The following is an 18,334-nucleotide window of genomic DNA, read 5'->3' as shown; positions in this document are numbered from 1 at the left end:
CATACCATCCCACGCGCTCGAAGCGCCAGACGCGCTGCTGCATCGGAATATCTTCTTGAACAGGGTGACGTCTGGATACCCGTTCATCTTCCGAGATGATCACCGACCTCAGGCGCGCTCGCCGCGTAACCAGCGCTGGTGATAGTGGGAAAGCCGGGTCAGCCCGAACAGGGCGCCTTGGCGCATGACCTCAGACCGCTCGCCGAAGAAACGTTGAGTGCGCGTGAAAACGGCAACGGGTTCGCCGGCAAAAGCCCAAGCAAAGCACATCGTCCCCGGTGGTATTCCGGACTCGGGCGCCGGCCCGGCTACCCCGGTGGTGGCGATCACCACATTGGCATCGCTGTCTCGCAACGCGCCCAAGGCCATTTCCCAGGCTACTGCTTCGCTGGTCAGGCCGTATCGCTCGATGGTTTCGGCGCTGACCCCCAGCAGGCGTTTCTTGGCGCTGGGTGAGTAGACGACATAGCCGCTTTCCAACACCTCTCCGGTACCCGGTATCGCCGCCAACAAAGCCACAAGGCAGCCCGCAGTGCACGATTCTGCTGTGCTCAAAACCAGTTTGTTGTTTTTGAGATAGCCGAGGGCGGCCAGTACAGGGTCGTTTTCCATTCCAGAGTCGACTCGCTTGTTTTGCGGTGGACGCGATCCTGGTGTGTTTGGTTCATCTCATCTATTGCCCGGCGATCTGGAGAAGTGAACCTGACATGAACTTTGCCCCCGCTTCGGCTTCCCTTGTTCAAAGGCAAAGGACAGGAGCGCAAGCTGATGAAACAGAGCGATAGGCAAAAGGAAGCGGGACAGACCAGGCCGCATGGGGAAGAGGAGCGAGACAACGATGCTCATCGTCCGGATGGATCCACCGGAACATCCCATGACTCGACAGCGCAAAAAACGGCCCGTGATCACCATCAGCACAAACGCTGAAACTGCCACGTAAAAAAGAGGGTGAGGCTCGCCAGCATGGCGAGCCTCTTTTTGCTAGAGGATCGGTTTGCCGCCAGTCACAGCGTAACGTGAGCCACTGATGTAACTGGCCTCGTCGGAGCCCAGCAGCACGTAAATAGGCGCGACCTCCACCGGTTGCCCGGGGCGTCCCATCGGGTAGCTGGAACCGAAGTTCTTGACGGCTTCGTCCGGCATGGTGGCCGGAATCAAAGGCGTCCAGATAGGGCCTGGCGCGACGCTGTTGACCCTGATGCCTTTCTTGGCTAGCAACTGAGCCAAGCCGGCAGTGAAGTTGGCAATGGCCCCTTTGGTCGCGGCATAGGCCAGCAGGCTGGGGGATGGATCGTCGGAATTGACCGAGCTGGTATTGATGATCGAGCTGCCCTTGGGCATGGAAGGCAGGGCCGCCTGGCAAATACGGAAGATGGCGGTGATGTTGGTATCGAAGGTCTTCACCCATTCATCATCGTCGATTTCCTCCAGGGTCTCGTGGGCCATCTGGAACGCCGCGTTGTTGACCAGGATGTCGATGCGCCCGAACTGGCTGACGGTCTTTTCGACAATGTCATAGCAGTGCTGTTTATGCGCCAGGTCTCCGGGCAACAGCAGGCATTGACGGCCTGCGGCCTCAACCCAGCGCGCGGTTTCTTGCGCGTCGTCATGCTCATCCAGATAAGCGATGGCGACGTCGGCTCCTTCACGGGCGTAGGCAATCGCTACTGCCCGCCCGATGCCGCTGTCTGCTCCGGTGATGAGTGCAATCTTGCCTTCGAGTCGATTGTGGCCGGTATACGACTGCTCACCACAATCCGGGTAGGGCTCCATCTTGCGCTGTGAGCCAGGGACATTTTGAGGCTGGGAAGGGAAGGGCGGGGTGGGGAAGTCTCGCATGGTAGAAGCTCCTGCAGTTGAGAACGCTCATACCGGTTCGAAAGGCCTGGCCCCGGCGTGTTGGTTTCAATCTGCGGTTGGTACGACGAGCGGTGCGGGATATCAATCCAATTGAATTCCATGGCCCATCGCCTGTTCTACCGAATTCAGCTCCAGGCTCATCTCTGCGCCCGGAGTCCAATTCCAGGAGTACCGAGTGCCTCGAATCATTACCCCTACGACCCCTGAGCACGAGATCAGCGAACACAATGCCAGGATGTTCGGCTCTCCCAAGGAGCGTCTGGATTTTTACCGGCGTGAGATCCAGTACGAAACCAGCATCCTGGCCAACCGCACGGACGCCTACCTGGCGGCGCAGTCGTTTCTGGTCATTGCCTTCGTCTCCTCCATGGGAAACCTCAATCAAGGATGGGGCGAGATGTTCACCCTGATCGTACCGGCGTTCCTTGCCTTGCTCGGGGTATTGAGCTCGCTCAACGCCTGGCCTGGCATCCGCGCGGCGTACAACATCATCGATCACTGGCAGCTCAAACAAAGTCATTTGCTGCGCAGCGAGCCGTTGATGGGGCTGGCTTACGACGAATCGCCGCTGTTCTGCGAGGCGGAAACCTCGCGTGCAGGGCATCGAAAGTCATTGCTGTTCTCGCTACGGACGCCGTGGATCTTTCTGGTGTTCTGGGTGCTATTGGGTAGCTACTCGGTTTACATCCAGCTGGCCTGAACACGTTTGCTTGAAAACATGGCGGTAACGTTTTGAAGACTGAGGCCTTACTGACCGAGCGCCTCAACGCCCGAGGGCCGGGCGGACAAGAAGATGAAGTGCGAAACATTGGATTACAGTGGATGCACCGAGGGGAGGGCCGGTGTCAAACGTGCAATCCCTCACCCGGCCGCGCAGCTTGTACTTTGGACTCGTCCCAGTCGCTACGCGTTGCAGCAGTCAGCGCATCCCAGTCATCAGGAGGGTTGCCGCGGCCCAGCATCTTCTCGAATACGGCGTATGGATCGGATTTGCTGCCTGCGGACCGTAGGGTATTTTCGTCGTTGACCCATGCATAGACGATGACCTTGGATGTTGAGTCGTAGCGAAAGAACAGCCGAAAGCGCCTGCCGATTTTTGCCCGCCGCCAATGTCGGTAGGCGGTGCCCGGCGTGTTGCCTTGGCGGAACTCATCACGGCCCGAGTCGGCAGGCACAGCCTCCATGATCAGATGGCTCAATGCCCGAAGCAGCTTGACGTTGGCGTTGCTTTCAAAACCTTGCGGGTCGTTCTGCTCGGCCCGGGCGGCGGCTTCTTGCAATTTGCGTAGCTGTAAAGTCACACCTTCTTGGAACAACAGTGTCCAGCCATGTCGCAGCATCAGATCGCGACCTCACCGTCGATATCTTCGTCCAGGTTTACAGAGTGGTTTGCGTTGGCGAGCATGGTTTGCGCCAAGTCTTCCGGCAAAGTGGTGAGGTTGCGGCCGCCTCGGATATCAGCCTCCAGCAAACCCAGGAACGCACCGATGGCAGGGTCTTCGTGAGTGGTTTCTACGCGGCTGACCACGACTTCCCCCCCCCCCCGCGTACGTCGAATGCGATCTTGCCACCTGTGTCAACGCCCAGTATCTGGCGAACGGATTTGGGCAGTGTGACCTGCCCCTTCGAGGTCAACGTGGCGATTTCGTGGATGGCAGGCATGAGCGTTCTCCCAGATGTATTGATTGGGTGGTAAGGAATAATCCTTACTCGGTCAATCCTGGTTTTCTGCTGATGAAGCTTAGGCGGGGAGGACGCTCAATAGCGCCGAAAGACGAGTTACACCACTTCCAGGGACACGATCAGTCTCATAGTGAGAGTTTGAGGTGTCTAGGAAACCAGGGGCGATTCAAAGACAGAAGTGATCAGTTGAACAGCCCGCCCGACGACGCCTAAAGACTCTCAGGGTCGCCGAAGAACATTTTGACATGGCTCTAGGGCGGCATTTCAGGGTCGGAAAATCATAAATGTACCCCCACAAGTACCCTCGGTACCCCCAGCAGGATGCGCGATCGGGAATGGCGATTTCTGACAGCTGTCGAGGTGGTGCATATTGGGCCTCAGTATATCGCCATGGTATCGAGTCTGTGTTTGGTCGACACGTGCGGTCCTTGAAGCTCAAGTCTGCATTTGCAAAAGGCATCCTGAATTCGGCGCGCTGGCCAAGGTTTCCAGTTGCAATGCATGGCGAGCACTGGTGATGAACAGGAGGGTGCCATCTTCCCCACCAAAGCACAGATCGGTCGGGCTCGGCACCGGCAGTCCGATCATCTGGTCCAGATTGCCCTCGGCATCGAAGCGCGCCAGGCTCCAGCCGTCCAGCTGCGTGGTCCAGACACCTCCTTTACCATCCAGCGCCAACCCGCCCAAGCTGCCACCGCCACGCGGTAGCGAGGCCAGCCGTCGCACGCTGCTGCTGCCCGGCTGCATCAGCAGGATATCTCCCGCTTCCGGCGCCAGGGCATAGACCGCTTTGCCCTTGGCATCCCAGCGAAACGCACTGACCGGCTCAGGCAACGACCAGCCATGACGCAGTTCGCCCTCGGCGCTGAGTTCGCCTATCAAACAGCCATTGCCACTTTTGGCACACGCCCACAAGTTGCCGGATGGATGCATGGCCAAGGCCAGCAGGCGGCTGCCGAGCAGATCCTGGCGCGGGTGTTCTTTGCCATCCCAGTCGATCAGTGACCAGCCGCCGGCCTGGGCCACCAGCAGGCCGTCTGGATGAAGCTCCATGCCGCGTATCGGTAGGTCGAGGCGGGTCAGCAGGCGGCTGCTGTGGCCGTCCCAGCAATGGATGGCCGGCGCCAGGGTGTCTGCCCAGTACAGCACGCGCTGGTTCGCGTGCCAACGCGGGAACGCGCCGTGAAACGCCCAAGGGCCAGGCAGCACGCTGAGCTCGCTGGTGGCACGCGGGGTGGTGTCCGGGCGCAGTTGCTCACCGACCCGGCGCGCCGCGTCAGCCAGTTCCGGGCCGAGCAGGGTCAGGCGTTCCAGTGTCAGGCGGTAGGCCGGCCCGGCCACGCTCAGGGCGCCGCGAACCAAGCCCTGCTTGTCGACGATCGGCGCGGCGACGCAGCGGATGCCCAGGCGAATTTCCTCGTCGTCGAGGGCGTAGCCGCGCACTTGGGTAATCTGCAATTCGGCCAGCAGCCGGCGGCGGTCGGTGATGGTCAGCGGCGTCAGCGGTGCCAGCACCAGGCCCTTGAGGATCTCGTCGCGGGCAGAAGGGGCGAGCGCGGAGAGGATCGCCTTACCCTGGCCGGTGCAGTACACCGGCTTGCCTTGGCCGAGGCTTGCGGCCGAGCGCTGGGTGTGGGCGCCGTCGCAACGTTCCAGCGAGAGCACCTGGTTGCCGTCGAGCACCGCTAGGTAGGAGGTCTCGCCGGTGAGGTCGCGCAGGGCACGTAGCTCGGCGCTGGCGGCGGCCACCAGGTCTGGCTCCAGGTAGGCGTTGCGGACCATCTCCAGGTAGTTGAAGCCCAGGCGGTAGACCTTGCGTGTCGGGTCGCGGCGAATCATGCCGCGCTCCACCAGGGTGGCGATGATGCGGTACAGCGTGGTGCGCGGCAGCGGCACCTGCTCGGCCAGCTCGGCCTGGCTGATGCCGTTGGCGGTTGCGCCAATGGCCTGGAGCACGTCCAGGGCCTTTTCGAGCGCGGCGGTGCCTTCACCTGCTTTCATTGTTTGATTCCCATCTGTTGGAACTCGACTGCCTGAGCACCCATTCTGCCCCTTTTTATCCCGGTTTTCCGCCATAGAATCGGCCTCAGCAGGGCATTCATGAACGCATGTTCCATATGTTGGGAATTTGCCCTGGCCGCCCATCGGATGAACCCGCGAGGAGAACCTACAACAATGTCCGTCATCCACAACTACGCCGATGCCCATGAGAGCATCTCTGGCAAACAGGTCGTCGTCAGCGACGAAGTATTGGCCAAGCTCGCCACCTGCAGCAGCGGCTCGCTGACCACCCAGCTGTTCAAGCGCGGCTTCCGTCAGCCAGCGCTGGTCGGTCTGCGCGCCATGTGCCGTGATGCCAAGCCGTTCGCCGGGCGAGCCTTCACCATGCGCTTCATCCCCGCCCGTGAAGACATCGACACCTACTCGACCATGACCACCAAACCCAACGACGACAACCTGCAATGGGTGGGCGTGGAGCAGATCCAGCCGGGCGACGTTCTGGTGATCGACAGCCGCAACGATCCGGCCGCCGCGTCGGCCGGCAACATCCTGGTGACCCGCCTGCTGGCCCGTGGCGCCAAAGCCATCGTCACCGATGGCGCGCTGCGCGATGGCCGCGAGATCGCCGCCATGCGCCTGCCAGCCTATGCCCGCGAGATCACCGCGACCACGCGTATTTCCTATCACCACGTGGCTGACCTGCAGGTGCCGATCGGTTGCGCCGGCGTGGCCGTGTACCCGGGCGACATCATTGTCGGTGACGCCGACGGCCTGACCGTGGTTCCTGCGCACCTGGCTGAAGAGTTGGCCGAGGTGTGCAGTGTGCAGGATGACATCGAAGGCTATCTGGCCATGCGCATTGCCGCAGGCGAGCCGCTGTGGGGCGTGTACCCGCCGAGCCCGGCGTCGGTGTCCGACTACCACGCCTGGGTCGCCGCCGGCCGCCCGGCTATCCCGTCGATCATCGACCGCGAGGAGGGCTGAGCCATGGCCGAGCACAAGCATGCACAACTGATCCGCCGCTACTTCGACGCCTGCAACGAAGGCGACTACGACAAGCTGGTGTCCTGCTTCACCCCAGACGCGGTGCACTACTTCCCCTCGGGGTTGCCCGAAATTCCGTGGCGCACTGCCGACACCATCGCCCGGAAATGGGTGTGGTGCGTGGAGAACCTGGGCTCGCAGTGGACCATCGAGAAGATCCTGGTGAGCCACGACAGCAACGAAGCGGTGATCGAGTGGACTCACTGGAAGAGCAAGCTCGGCACGGCCCTGCGTGGTGACGAGTGGTACGTGTTCGACGAGCAGAGCGGCTTGATCAAAGAGATTCGCGCCTATTACGCCTCGCCGGCCGACAAGGACGTGGTGATCAACGAGCTGGTCGATTTCGACTATGTCGGCCGTGGGTATCACCTGGAGCCGAAGGCGCGTTAAGGCCACAGGCCTCTTCGCGGGCAAGCCCGCTCCTGCAAGTACTGCACCGCTGCTGAACCCTGTGCTGTCCCTGTGGGAGCGGGTTTGTCCCGCGAATGGCCACACCGCAATTGTTGAAGGAGCTCCCCATGACCACCACGCAAAACCCGAATTTCGCTGCCATCGACGCAGTCGTCGCCCAAGCGGCCACCGCCGCCGACTTCTGGGCCGATTCCACCGCCACCCAGCGCGCCACCCTGCTGCGCGGCCTGGCCGATGCCCTGGAACAGCAGCAGGCTGAGCTGGTCGCCATCGCCGACCGCGAAAGCGGCCTCGGTGAAGCCCGCCTGAACGGTGAAGTGGCCCGCACTGCCTTCCAGCTGCGAGGCTTCGCCAGCGAAGTGGAAGCCGGTGTGCCATACCGTCAGGTCGATGATGAAGCCATTGCCGGTGCACCACCTGCCGGCCGTCCGCGCCTGACCCGCGTGCAGCGCCCGCTGGGCCCGGTGGCGATGTTCTCGGCCAGCAACTTCCCGTTCGCCTTCTCGGTACTGGGCGGCGATACTGCGTCGGCCTTGGCGGCCGGTTGCCCAGTGGTGATCAAGCCGCACTCCGGTCACCCGGAACTGTCGCGCGCTGTTTTTGCCTTGGCCGCTGGCGTGGTTTGCGCCCAGGGCCTGCCGGCAGGCCTGCTGACCCTGGCCGAAGCGCCCAATCGTGCCGCGGGTACCTATCTGGTCCAGCACCCGTCAATCGCTGCCGTGGCCTTCACCGGCTCCTACCAGGGCGGCAAAGCCCTATGGCTGGCCGCCAATGACCGTGAGCGCCCAGTGCCGTTCTTCGGCGAGCTGGGTTCGATCAACCCGCTGGTGGCCTTGCCAGCCGTGCTGGAAAAAGACAGTGAAGCCTTGGCCAGGACCCTGGCGGGCTCGATCACCCTGGGTTGCGGCCAGTTCTGTACCAGCCCCGGTGTTATCGTGCTGCTCGACTCACCCCACAGTCAGCGTTTCGTCGCCCAGTTGGCCGAGGCCATTGCGCCGATTGCCACGCACCGTATGCTCACCCCGGGCATGCAGGAAGGCTTCGAGGCGGCAGCTGCCACGGTAGCTGCCAATGCCACAGCGGTGTTCGCCCCGCAGGCCGATGGGGCTGGCCCGGCGCCACGGCTGTTCGCCAGCGATGCGGCATCGTTCATTGCCAACGCTCACCTGCGTGAAGAAATGTTCGGCCCGGCGGCGCTGATCGTCACCGCGCGTTCCGTGGCCCAGGCGGCCGAGGTGCTCGAAGCCATCGGCGGTACCCTGACCACTACTTTGTGGGGCCTGGACGCCGACAACGCTGATAACCGCCAGTTGATGCGTGCGGCCCAGCGAGTGTCCGGGCGCGTACTGTTCAGCGGCGTGCCGACCGGGGTTGCCGTGTGTCACGCCCAGCAGCACGGCGGACCATGGCCGTCGTCCACCGCGCCACAGTCCACCTCGGTCGGCTATGCCGCCATCGAGCGCTTCCTGCGCCCGGTCGCGTTGCAAGACGCGCCGGCCTGGGTGCTGGGCTGAGGAGGGCAGGGCGATGATGCGACATATTGTGTTGTTCCGCCGCCTACCGGGCGTCGAAGCGCAACCTGAACTGGAGTCAGTGCTGGTGGCGCGGATGCGCGACCTCACCGAAGAAATCGACTTCATCCGCGACTGGCGGGTCGCGGCCAACGAACTGGATCGGCCGATCTGCTGGGACTACATCCTCGAGTCCAGCTTCGACGACGCTGACGCAGTGCAGCGTTACCTGCCACACCCGGCGCACCAGGCCCTGGTCGCCGACCTCAAGCAGTACTTCGAGTGGGTGGCGGTGGATTACAGCGTCTGATTGACCCCAGAGGCACCTGGCCCTCTGCGGGGGCCAGGCGTTATAACAAAAAAGATCCGGCATCACAGGTGCCGGGCGGAGTCGTACATGAACAAGAAAAAGAATTATCGCTGGACGATCCTGACCATGTTGTTCCTGGCCATGATCATCAACTATGTGGATCGGGCTGCCCTGTCGATCGCCATGCCGTTCATTACTCAGGAGTATCACCTTACGCCCGCCGAGAAGGGCATGATCTTCAGCAGCTTCTTCTTCGGCTATGCGCTGTTCTGCTTCGTCGGTGGCTACCTGGCCGATCGCTTCGGGCCCAAGCGTGTGCTGACCTGGTCGATGAGCTTCTGGTCGCTGCTGTGCGGTTCTACCGCACTGGCCTTCAATTTCTGGTCGCTGCTGATCGTGCGCGCACTGTTTGGCGTCGGTGAAGGCCCGGTGTCGACCACCGCCAACAAGACCGTTAATAGCTGGTTCCCGATCAAGGAACGCGCCCGCGCCATCGGCATCAATCAGGCTGGCGGCCCGCTAGGCGGCGCCCTGGCTGGCCCGATCGTGGGCTTTCTCGCCCTGTGGCTGGGCTGGCGCGTGGCCTTTGTAGTGATCGCAGTGATCGGCGTGCTGTGGGCCATCGCCTGGTACCGCTTGGCGGCCTCGACGCCCAAAGAGCATCCGCAGGTGTCGGCCGAAGAGCTAGCGCTGATCAACGAGGGCCGTGAGGCCCCGGTCACTGCCGTTGCAGACGCACCACGCACCCCGGTGCTGCAGATCATCCTGCAGCGTTCGGTACTGGTCACTGGCGTTTCGCTGTTCTGCTACAACTACATCCTCTATTTCTTCATGACCTGGTTCCCCAGCTACCTGATCGAGGCCAAGGGTATCGACCTCAAGGCCATGAGCATCGTCACCGCACTGCCGTGGCTGGTAGGTACCGTCGGCTTCATCTGTGGCGGGCTGCTGATCGACTGGGTGTACAAGCGCACCGGTAAGCAACTGTTCTCGCGCAAAGTGGTGCTGGTCAGCTGCCTGCTGGTGGCTGCGGTGTGCATCGGCCTGACCGGCCAGGTAGAAAGCGTGACCAGCACCGTGGTGGTGATGACCGTGGCCATTGGCTTCCTGATGCTTACCGCGCCAGCCTATTGGTCGCTGATCCAAGATGCCGTGCCGGACCATCAGGTAGGTACTGCCGGTGGCTTCATGCATGGCCTGGCCAACCTGTCCGGTATCGTTGCGCCGACCGTGACCGGCTTCATCATCCAGTCCACCGGCACCTACAGCAGCGGCTTTGGTCTGGCTGCCGTGCTTGGCATCGTTGGTGCGCTGATCGTGGCCTTGTTCGTCGGCCAGAAGCCGGCTCGGCAAGCCAACGTCATCGCTGCCGCTTGAAATGACTGCTACCCACGTTTTACGGGAATACACCATGCCTACGCTTCTAGTCACCGGCTCCGCCGGAATCGTCGGAACCGCCCTGCGCCCCTACTTGCGCGAGCGCTTCAACCTGCGCCTGCTGGATCGCCGACCGGTCAGCGAGCTGGCGGCCAATGAAACCGCCCTGGTCGGCGACCTGACCGACCCGGCTTTCGTCCGCCAGGCCTGCGAGGGTGTCGACGCGGTGCTGCACCTGGCCTGTGCCCACGGTACCGATATCCAGTTCCAGGCCACGGTAGAGCCCAACTACCACGCTACCTTGTACCTGCTCGAAGCGGCCCAGCGCGCCGGGGCGCGGCGCTTCGTGTTCGCCAGCAGCCACCATGTGCTGGGCCAGTACCCCACGCATGCTTCCGAACAGTTCGACGACCACCCGGTGGCGCCGGACAGCTACTACGCGCTGAGCAAGGTGTTCGGCGAAGCGGCCTGCGCCACCTTCTCCCAACGCAGCGAGCTGGCCACGTTCATCGTGCGCATCGGCAACGCCGACGCCAAGGTCGCCGATGCCCGTCGCCTGCGCCTGTGGACCAGCGCCCGCGACCTGGCTCAGTTGATGCTGATCGGCTTGGAGCACCCCGAGGTGCGCCATGAGATCGTCTACGGCGTGTCGGAATGCCCCCAGGCGCTCTTCCACAACAGCCGTGCCCGCGCCCTGGGCTACCGGCCGCAGGATAATGCGGCCGAGCACTTGGCCGACAACTTCCTCGCCTATGACGCTATGGCCCCGGTCGGTTCCGGCCGTGACCATGTGGGTGGCGCCTATGCCGGTGTGGCCCTGGCCAGTGTTCTGGAGCAAGCATGAAGATCGTCCGCATCGGTACCCAGATCGTCGAAATCCCCTTCCATGACGGCGGTCGTGGGGTGGGCGGAACACCTTCGGCTTGGCGCACGCTAGAGAACGTGCTGGTGCGCGTTGAGGACGAACTGGGTAACGTTGGCTGGGGCGAAGCTTTCGGCTACTTCGTCGCCGACGCCACCAAGGCGCTGATCGACCGGCTGGTGGCGCCTCAAGTGCTGGGCCGCGAGGTCACCGACATTCCTGCGTTGAATCTGGAACTGCAGCAGCGCCTGCACCTGTTCGGTCGCTACGGCGTGACGATGTTCGCCATTTCCGGTCTCGATATCGCCCTGTGGGACCTGGCCGCCCGCCGGCAGCGCCTGCCGTTGCACCGCCTGCTCGGCCAGGGCCATCGCGAACAGGTACCGGCCTACGCCAGCCTGGTGCGTTACGGCGATGACCACGTGGCCCCGGCCACCTGCGAAAAAGCGCTGGAACAGGGGTTCAGCGACATCAAGCTGCACGAGGCCACCCTGCATGAAATCGGCGCTTGCCGACGTGCCATTGGCGATGACGTGCCGCTGTCCACTGACGTCAACTGTTCCTGGACCGTGCAGGGTACCCGCGACTGGCTGCCGGCGCTGGCAGAGCTGAAGCTGGCCTGGCTGGAAGAGCCGATCTTTCCGCCCGAGGACTTCACTGCCCTGGGCAGCCTGCGCGGGCAGGGCGTGGATATCTCTGCCGGGGAAAACTGGTGCACCGCCGTGCAGTTCGAGCAGGCCCTGGTGACTGCTGCAGTGGACTCTATCCAACCGAGCGTGACCAAAGTCGGCGGTATTTCCGAATGCCTGCGCATCGACCGCCTGGCCGAGCAGCATGAGGCGGTGATTCTGCCGCACTGCCCATACTTCGGCCCGGGCCTGATCGCCACCCTGCACTTGGCCGCGGTACAGCGGCGGGTGCCGCAGGTGGAATACCTGTTCGTCGAGCCGGCTGGCTGGTTGTACCCGGTGGAGGAACTGCGCCAGGGCAACCAGCTGCAGATCCCTCAGGGCCCAGGTTTAGGCTTGGATATCGACCTGCAAGTGGCCGAGCGCTTCCGCCGCTAGCCCGACCCTTTACCGCTTCACCGCCGTGCCTCGGCACGGCGGCAGGGGCCGTGCATGCCTGAAAAATGGCATTGGAGGTTCTATGCACACCGTGGTTCTGAGTAATGCCACCTGGTCGCTGGGGGTGCTGCCGGCCTGGGGCGGGCGTATCGCCCACCTCAATGCCGAGGGACTGGACATCCTGCTGCCGATTAACGCCAGCCAGTTCGACCCACTGGACTGGCCACGGGCCGGCGCCTACCCGCTGATGCCGTACTCCAATCGCATCCGCAACGCGCGGTTGCAGTTCGCCGGCACCGAACACACGCTGCCTGCGCATCCGGCTGCTCGGCCCCATACCTTGCATGGGGTGACCCACACCCAGCCTTGGCAAGTGGTGACCTCAGGCAGCGATCACTTGAGCATCGCCTGCGACTATCAAGGCGAGCACTGGCCCTGGGCGTTTCGCGCCGAACAGCACTTCGCATTCGACGGCGCACGCCTGCGCATCACCTTGGTGCTGATAAACCTGGGGCGGACGCCCATGCCTGGCGGCCTCGGGCTACACCCGTATTTCCAGCGCCACCCTGACATGCGCGTGCATTACCGCACCGGGCGCGAATGGCAGATCGACGGGGAGTACATGGCTACTGGCGCGTATCAGGAGGGTGCCAGGGACTGGTCGATCAACGCGGATGCCGGCGAGCCTCTCGCGCATTACCAGTCGCACTGGAATGGCCAGCTGCAAATCGATTATCCCAATGGCCATGTGCACCTTCAGGCCTCGCAGGTGCTGAATCACTTCGTTGCCTTCGCCCCGGTCGGCAGCCCTTACCTGTGCCTGGAGCCGGTGTCGCATCTGGCTGACGCGTTCAATCAGCCCCGCGACAGTTGGGCCGAAACCGGCACCCATGAACTCGCCTCGGGCCAGCGCTTGGAGGCCACCCTCGAATTCACCTGGCAACACCGCTGACGCAACACCCCACATACCTATAAGAAGAGCACAACAACAATGAAATACTCCTCGACTGGAGCGGGCTTCGCTCGCGCTGCAAAACCCTTGTCCCTGCTGCTCGGGCTCGGCCCGCTGTATGCCCAGGGCGCGTTCCTCGACGACAGCAAGGCCAACCTGACCTTTCGCAATTTCTACTACAACCACGACCTGCGTGATTCAACCAAGCCTGCCCAGTCGAAGCTGGAGGAGTGGGCCCAGGGCTTCATTCTCAAGGGCGAGTCGGGTTATACCGACACGGCTGTCGGGGTGGGCGTGGATGTTTACGCAGGCCTGGGCCTGAAGCTCGACTCGTCGCCCTCGCGTAGCGGCACTGCGCTGCTACCCGGAGCCTACAATCGCGCTGGCGGGCCGCGCAATGCCGACCCGCGCTCGGTGGACGAGTTCTCCGAGGCCACGGCGGCGGTCAAGTTCAAGTACTCGAAGAGCGAGCTCAAGGTGGGCGGGCTGTTCCCGAAGATTCCGCTGGTCAGTTCTGGCGATGCCCGGCTGCTGCCGCAGTTCTTCGAAGGGGCGATGCTGGATATTCGCGAGCTGGACAACCTCGACATCGGCCTGGGCCAGATGCGCCGGGTCAACCAGCGCGAATTCGCCGGCGCCCGGGATATCCAGGTGGGTAACTACTACAGCGTGTTCAGCGACCGCTTCGATTACCTCGGCGGCACCTGGCGCGCCACGTCGCAGACCTCGCTGGGGGTGTGGACCGGCCGCCTGGAAGATGTCTACCAGCAAACCCTGTACACCGGCACCCACACCCTCAAAGCCGGTGACTGGAACCTGTCCGAGACCCTCAACTATCTCGATACCGGCGAGTCCGGCAGCGAGAAGGCCGGCCAGCTCGACAGCCGCATGACCTCGGCGATGCTCAGCGCCAACCTGCGCGCGCAGACGTTCCGCCTCGGCTACCAGTACAACGCGGGTGACAGCGCCTTGCCGTTCATCCACGACACCGACCTGCCCGGGGTGGCCAACGCCGTTCAGGTGCTGCGCTTTGACCGCGCCCAGGAGCGCTCCTGGCAGGCCCGCTACGACCTCGACTTCGCCGCCCTTGGCGTACCAGGGCTGACCGCCTTCGCCCGCTACGTGAAGGGCGACAACTTCAAGGTGGCCGGCGAGGACGGCAGTGAATGGGAGCGCAACCTCGACATCACCTACGTGATCCAGAGCGGGCCACTGAAAAACCTGGCGCTGCGCTGGCGCAACGTCGAACTGCAGGGCGATGCCACCGGCCGGCGTGATGAAAACCGAGTGATCATCGCCTACACCTTGCCCTTGTTCTGACCTGGAGGATTGCCCGTGGTATCCCATCCGCTCGACCCTGCCATGCAGGCCTACATCGACAACAGCAAGCGCTTCGCTGCGTGTGACGACAGCTTGGCAGCCCGGCGCGAAGCCTTTCTCGCTGCCTGCCGTGCCTGCACGCCATCGCGGCCGCTGGGCTGGCAGGTGGCCGATATTGACCTGGAGGGCTTGCGCCTGCGCTGTTACACACCCCCGGGCGAAGTGCCGGCCGGGGGATGGCCGACGCTGTTGTACCTGCACGGTGGCGGCTGGGACCTGGGCAATCTCGACACCCATGACTGGTTTGCCCATGCGCTGGCGCAGCGAGTGCCGCTGGCAATCGTTGCCGTGAAGTACCGGCTGGCGCCGGAGCATGCCTATCCGGCACCACTGGAGGACTGCCTGAACGCTTGGCACGGTTTGCGCGCCGGAGTCGTCGACCCCCGCCTCAGCAAGGGGTGCCTGATGGTGGCGGGGGACAGCGCAGGTGGCACGCTGGCTGCGGGCCTGTGCATGGCGTTGCGCCGTGACGGGCTGGATCAGCCGCTGGGACAGTTGCTGGTGTATCCAGTGCTGACGGCTCGTCAGGACTTGCCCTCGATGCGCGAACAGGCCGAGGCGCCGATGATGACAGTGGCGGGGTTGATGAAGTCATTGGCGGGCTTCGTGCCTGAAGCGCCGCAGCGTGATGACCCCTGCGCGATGCCGCTGGAGGCAGAAGACTTTACTGGCCTGGCTCCGGCGTTGGTGCTGGTGGCACGGGTCGACCCGCTGTGCGATCACGGGCTGGCCTATGTCGATGCGCTGGCGGCGGCGGGTGTGGCGGCCCGAGCCTGGGTGGGCGAGGGCATGGTGCATTCAAGCCTGCGGGCATTCGGGGTGGCCGAAGTCGAACAGGGTTGGGATCACATGGCGGCGCAGCTGCAGCACTGGGCTGTCGATTGACGAACGCAGCCCTCAGGTGCTTTCGCGAACCACCAGGCTGAAGCCCACATCCTCCACCTGTCCCCCACGTCCCAGGCTGCCTTCGATCCGCTGCAGCAGCAACTCCGCCGTACGCAGGCCAATGCGCCCGCCGTCAACATTCACCGAGCTCAAGCGAGGGTGGGTATGCGCAGCGAATTCCAGGTTGCCGAAGCCCATCACCGCCAGGTCCTGAGGCACCCGCAGGCCGTTGGCCTGAGCCTCGGCCATGACGCCCTGGGCGAGCAGGTCGATGCTGCAGATCACCGCATCCATCGGCACCTTGGCTGCCAGCAGTCGGGCCATGGCCTCACGGCCGTGGCCCATGTTCACCGGCACCGCTTCGAGCTCGCAGGCAACTACCTCAACACCGGCCTTGCGCAGGGTATCGGCACACGCCTGGCGCCGCCGAGTGGCGCGGGCGTCGTCGCTCCAGACCAGGCCCACGCGGCGGTGGCCGCGTTCGATAATGTGCTCGGCCATTGCCTGGCCGACGGCCTCGTGGGAAAAGCCGACCACAGTGTCGATCGGGTCCTGCGCTAGCTCCCAGGTCTCTACCACCGGAATGCCACGGGCGATCAGCTTTTCCCGCGCTTCTGGGCTTTGCAACTGGCGGGTCAGTACGATGCCGTCAGGGCGACGGGCGAGGATCGCGTCGATCCTTTCGAAAACGCCGGGCCAATACAAGGCATGAGTCGTGGCGTTCTCGGTTACCGTGAAAAGACTACGCTCCCCCTTTGATTCCCATCAAATCTCTGACTGGTCGAAGTTTTTTGTCTGGTCTGCAGCCCATACACCAGCCCGCAATTTTGGCGCTGGCTTAAGTAGCCTTCATGGCATTCCCTCCCAGACGGTTTCTAGTCTTTGAAGACCTCGAGAGCTTTGAATCCATGCTGTTTGGCCCGATTGCCAGCGAGTCGACCGGCTTGCGACAGGCATTTGCCAAAAGAGGACCGACGGCCGGGTTCCTGAAGCAATGGATCCGTGACATCTGCTGGAATGCAATATTTCTGCTATTGACTGATTTATAAGGGCTTTCTTAACGGAAAAGGGAGATTTACGCTCGTTTGACAATACGATACGTATAGTATTATATTGATCGAAGGTACAACGAGAATAAGACATGACCAATCACAGGCTCCGAGTAATGTGGTTCCTGCGTCCAGCGATCGCGGTAGCCGCTGCATGGCAAAATTGCGCTGGTTTGTCGCTTGAGGCGAGTCAGAACCATTCTTCAGATGAGCAGTTCGCTGCGCTCTCGGATGGCAGCGTTGATGCCGTCGTTACCGCGATGGATAACGTCTTCCACTGGAATCATCGGCCAGGTCCTAAAGATTTTGTCATCGTGGCTCAAGTAGAGGCCACGACGCCACTCTCTATCGTTGCCTCCCCATGCATCAAAAGCGTCAGCGATCTTGTCGGCGCAAAAATCCTGGTTGATGCCCCTGAGAATGGATTTGTTATTGCCCTGAGAGCAATGTTGCATCAAGCAGGCTTGAACTTTCATGACTACACACTCGCTCCGGTAGGCGGTGTCAAAGAGCGGTACGTGTCGCTGGTAAAGGGGGAGGGTGATGCCACTCTCCTTGGCCCGCCATTTGATGCTCTCGCAGTCAAAGAGGGGATGCATAAGGTCGCTGTGGTGCAGGAGTCTTACCCCGAGTTCCCGGGGCAGGGTTTGGTTGTCAGGAGGTCATCGCTGTCTTCGACTCCAGGCATACAATTGTGGCTGAAGTGTCTTTCAGAGGCGCTCGCTCAGTTTCCCGACAATCAGGAAAAGCTCCGAAAGAGTCTGGCGAGCGAAGGCATTCCTGAGAAGGCTGTTAGCGCAATGGTCCAGTCTATTCCAGCATCGCTCATTCCTGACGAGCATGGCGTAAATCTGCTAATTGAACATCGTCGGCGGCTTGGGCTCATCGGCTCAGATGTTACGTACGATCAAGTTGTATACCTGGCTTGATAAAATAAGTTTGGAGTGGGCATGAAAAAGTTCGCATTAGGTACATTCTCTGCTCAGCATGAAAATGCCGAGAAATTCGCGGGTCTGGTTGTGGACCGGAAGGTTGCTCCCATCTCCACGCTGGCAGAAGAGCACGACATGCCGCAGCTTGGCGGGAAAAGTGTACTGGCGCTTCTCGAGTCTTGGTCCAGCGCCTTCCAGTCGCTGAAAGTATTGGCTGAAAAGGTAGATACTACTGAGTGGTATGATGAGAATCATCTGGAATTTCATCCAGCGGTAGATCTGCCCCGGCAAGTTTTTTGCACTGGTGCAAATTATCGAAAACATGTGGTCGACATGACCGTTGATGCCAATGTCGGTCCTGAGGGTTTCAGCAAAGAAGAGCTTAAGCGGTGGGCTGAGGAAATGATGGATAATCGGGTCGCGAACGGCGAGCCGTATGTATTTACCAAGCCTGTTTCCGCTATCTCTGGCCCTTACGATAATCTCATTCTGCCATTCACTACTGAAAGGCCTGATTGGGAGCTGGAGTTGGCAGTCGTAATAGGTAAAGAAGGATACAACATCAGTGAAGTGGACGCGATGGATTATGTTGCAGGGTATACGATCGTAAATGATATCTCTGCCCGCGACCTGATTCCGCGAACCGACTATAAAATGCTCGGTACCGACTGGTTCCGCTCGAAAGGGCAGCCGGGCTTCCTGCCTCTAGGGCCTTACGTTGTGCCTAAGTGCTTCATTGACAACCCCTATGATCTGCAGATGAAACTCATGGTGTCCGGAGCCACCATGCAGGACGAGACGACCGCAGATATGCTCTTCAATATTGAAAAGCAGATCGCCTATATCTCCCGGTACGCCAAGATATTGCCTGGCGATATTATCTGTACTGGTTCTCCTGCCGGTAACGGTACCCATTACAACCGCTATCTCACCGATGGAGATGTGATGCGAGCTGAGATTTCCGGCTTGGGATATCAGCTCCAGAAGTGTGTCGTAGAGACGAAATGAGG

General features: G+C 61.9%; 18 protein-coding genes and 1 pseudogene. 13 read left to right on the top strand and 6 right to left on the bottom strand.

The features are described 5' to 3' along the window. Positions 1 to 108: 108 nt before the first annotated feature. Both B9A31_RS14890 and B9A31_RS14880 read right to left on the bottom strand, forming a co-directional pair. Positions 109 to 612, bottom strand: coding sequence for a CinA family protein (locus B9A31_RS14890; protein ID WP_027608979.1), 504 nt, complete (start codon positions 610 to 612; stop codon positions 109 to 111). A 369-nt stretch (positions 613 to 981) separates the two neighbouring features. Next, positions 982 to 1,839, bottom strand: a complete 858-nt coding sequence (locus B9A31_RS14880) for an SDR family oxidoreductase (protein WP_019098270.1) — start codon at positions 1,837 to 1,839, stop codon at positions 982 to 984. Between the two features lie 196 nt (positions 1,840 to 2,035). On the opposite strand from B9A31_RS14880, the gene B9A31_RS14875 reads away from it, so the two are divergent. Then, the gene (locus B9A31_RS14875; RefSeq protein WP_016486361.1) at positions 2,036 to 2,560 is read left to right on the top strand and encodes a hypothetical protein; all 525 of its coding nucleotides are present in this window, start codon (positions 2,036 to 2,038) and stop codon (positions 2,558 to 2,560) included. Positions 2,561 to 2,705: 145 nt separating this feature from the next. On the opposite strand, the gene B9A31_RS14870 is transcribed toward B9A31_RS14875, so the two are convergent. From B9A31_RS14870 to B9A31_RS14860, 3 genes and pseudogenes are all read right to left on the bottom strand, one after another. Continuing rightward, positions 2,706 to 3,200, bottom strand: a complete 495-nt coding sequence (locus tag B9A31_RS14870) for a type II toxin-antitoxin system YhaV family toxin (protein WP_025753047.1) — start codon at positions 3,198 to 3,200, stop codon at positions 2,706 to 2,708. Beyond that, a pseudogene (locus B9A31_RS14865) lies at positions 3,200 to 3,522 on the bottom strand (type II toxin-antitoxin system PrlF family antitoxin). The gene B9A31_RS14870 and the pseudogene B9A31_RS14865 overlap by 1 nt, the downstream one beginning before the upstream one ends. Positions 3,523 to 3,978: 456 nt before the next feature. Beyond that, positions 3,979 to 5,544 (bottom strand): IclR family transcriptional regulator domain-containing protein, encoded by a 1,566-nt coding sequence (locus B9A31_RS14860; protein WP_027608976.1) that lies wholly within the window; start codon positions 5,542 to 5,544, stop codon positions 3,979 to 3,981. 174 nt (positions 5,545 to 5,718) lie between these two features. Between B9A31_RS14860 and B9A31_RS14855 the strand changes: the two genes are divergently transcribed. The 10 genes from B9A31_RS14855 to B9A31_RS14810 all read left to right on the top strand — a co-directional run bounded on the left by B9A31_RS14855 (position 5,719) and on the right by B9A31_RS14810 (position 15,343). Continuing rightward, a complete protein-coding gene (locus B9A31_RS14855) occupies positions 5,719 to 6,528 on the top strand; it encodes an RraA family protein (RefSeq protein WP_027608975.1) in 810 nt (269 codons plus the stop codon). A 3-nt stretch (positions 6,529 to 6,531) separates the two neighbouring features. Next, positions 6,532 to 6,978, top strand: coding sequence for a nuclear transport factor 2 family protein (locus tag B9A31_RS14850; protein ID WP_027608974.1), 447 nt, complete (start codon positions 6,532 to 6,534; stop codon positions 6,976 to 6,978). A 128-nt stretch (positions 6,979 to 7,106) separates the two neighbouring features. Beyond that, positions 7,107 to 8,513 carry an aldehyde dehydrogenase (NADP(+)) gene (locus tag B9A31_RS14845; RefSeq protein ID WP_084297097.1) on the top strand — a complete coding sequence of 469 codons (1,407 nt, stop codon included), beginning with the start codon at positions 7,107 to 7,109 and terminating at the stop codon, positions 8,511 to 8,513. 13 nt (positions 8,514 to 8,526) lie between these two features. Further along, positions 8,527 to 8,820, top strand: coding sequence for a Dabb family protein (locus B9A31_RS14840; protein ID WP_027608972.1), 294 nt, complete (start codon positions 8,527 to 8,529; stop codon positions 8,818 to 8,820). 87 nt (positions 8,821 to 8,907) lie between these two features. Then, the gene (locus B9A31_RS14835; protein WP_027608971.1) at positions 8,908 to 10,197 is read left to right on the top strand and encodes an MFS transporter; all 1,290 of its coding nucleotides are present in this window, start codon (positions 8,908 to 8,910) and stop codon (positions 10,195 to 10,197) included. A gap of 34 nt (positions 10,198 to 10,231) precedes the next feature. Beyond that, the gene (locus B9A31_RS14830; protein ID WP_027608970.1) at positions 10,232 to 11,041 is read left to right on the top strand and encodes an NAD-dependent epimerase/dehydratase family protein; all 810 of its coding nucleotides are present in this window, start codon (positions 10,232 to 10,234) and stop codon (positions 11,039 to 11,041) included. Further along, a complete protein-coding gene (locus B9A31_RS14825) occupies positions 11,038 to 12,126 on the top strand; it encodes a mandelate racemase/muconate lactonizing enzyme family protein (RefSeq protein WP_027608969.1) in 1,089 nt (362 codons plus the stop codon). Before B9A31_RS14830 ends, B9A31_RS14825 begins: the two co-directional genes overlap by 4 nt. A gap of 82 nt (positions 12,127 to 12,208) precedes the next feature. Continuing rightward, positions 12,209 to 13,078, top strand: a complete 870-nt coding sequence (locus tag B9A31_RS14820; protein ID WP_027608968.1) for an aldose 1-epimerase — start codon at positions 12,209 to 12,211, stop codon at positions 13,076 to 13,078. Positions 13,079 to 13,117: 39 nt separating this feature from the next. After that, a complete protein-coding gene (locus tag B9A31_RS14815; RefSeq protein WP_027608967.1) occupies positions 13,118 to 14,398 on the top strand; it encodes an OprD family porin in 1,281 nt (426 codons plus the stop codon). A gap of 15 nt (positions 14,399 to 14,413) precedes the next feature. Next, positions 14,414 to 15,343 carry an alpha/beta hydrolase gene (locus B9A31_RS14810; RefSeq protein WP_233454336.1) on the top strand — a complete coding sequence of 310 codons (930 nt, stop codon included), beginning with the start codon at positions 14,414 to 14,416 and terminating at the stop codon, positions 15,341 to 15,343. A 12-nt stretch (positions 15,344 to 15,355) separates the two neighbouring features. Here B9A31_RS14810 and B9A31_RS14805 read toward each other — a convergent pair whose 3' ends face one another. Next, complete coding sequence (locus B9A31_RS14805) at positions 15,356 to 16,048, bottom strand: substrate-binding domain-containing protein (RefSeq protein ID WP_050580657.1); 693 nt, start codon at positions 16,046 to 16,048, stop codon at positions 15,356 to 15,358. A 460-nt stretch (positions 16,049 to 16,508) separates the two neighbouring features. Here B9A31_RS14805 and B9A31_RS14795 point away from each other — a divergent pair, with 460 nt between their 5' ends. Together B9A31_RS14795 and B9A31_RS14790 are read left to right on the top strand one after the other, a co-directional pair. Continuing rightward, positions 16,509 to 17,321 carry an ABC transporter substrate-binding protein gene (locus tag B9A31_RS14795; RefSeq protein WP_157767039.1) on the top strand — a complete coding sequence of 271 codons (813 nt, stop codon included), beginning with the start codon at positions 16,509 to 16,511 and terminating at the stop codon, positions 17,319 to 17,321. Positions 17,322 to 17,342: 21 nt separating this feature from the next. Then, complete coding sequence (locus B9A31_RS14790) at positions 17,343 to 18,332, top strand: fumarylacetoacetate hydrolase family protein (RefSeq protein WP_027608964.1); 990 nt, start codon at positions 17,343 to 17,345, stop codon at positions 18,330 to 18,332. Positions 18,333 to 18,334 lie beyond the last annotated feature (2 nt).

The organism is Pseudomonas sp. URIL14HWK12:I5, from assembly GCF_900176445.1.
GTDB lineage: Bacteria > Pseudomonadota > Gammaproteobacteria > Pseudomonadales > Pseudomonadaceae > Aquipseudomonas > Aquipseudomonas monteilii.
Note: the sequence above shows the minus strand (reverse complement) of the source record. Positions and strands in the feature narration are given on the sequence as shown.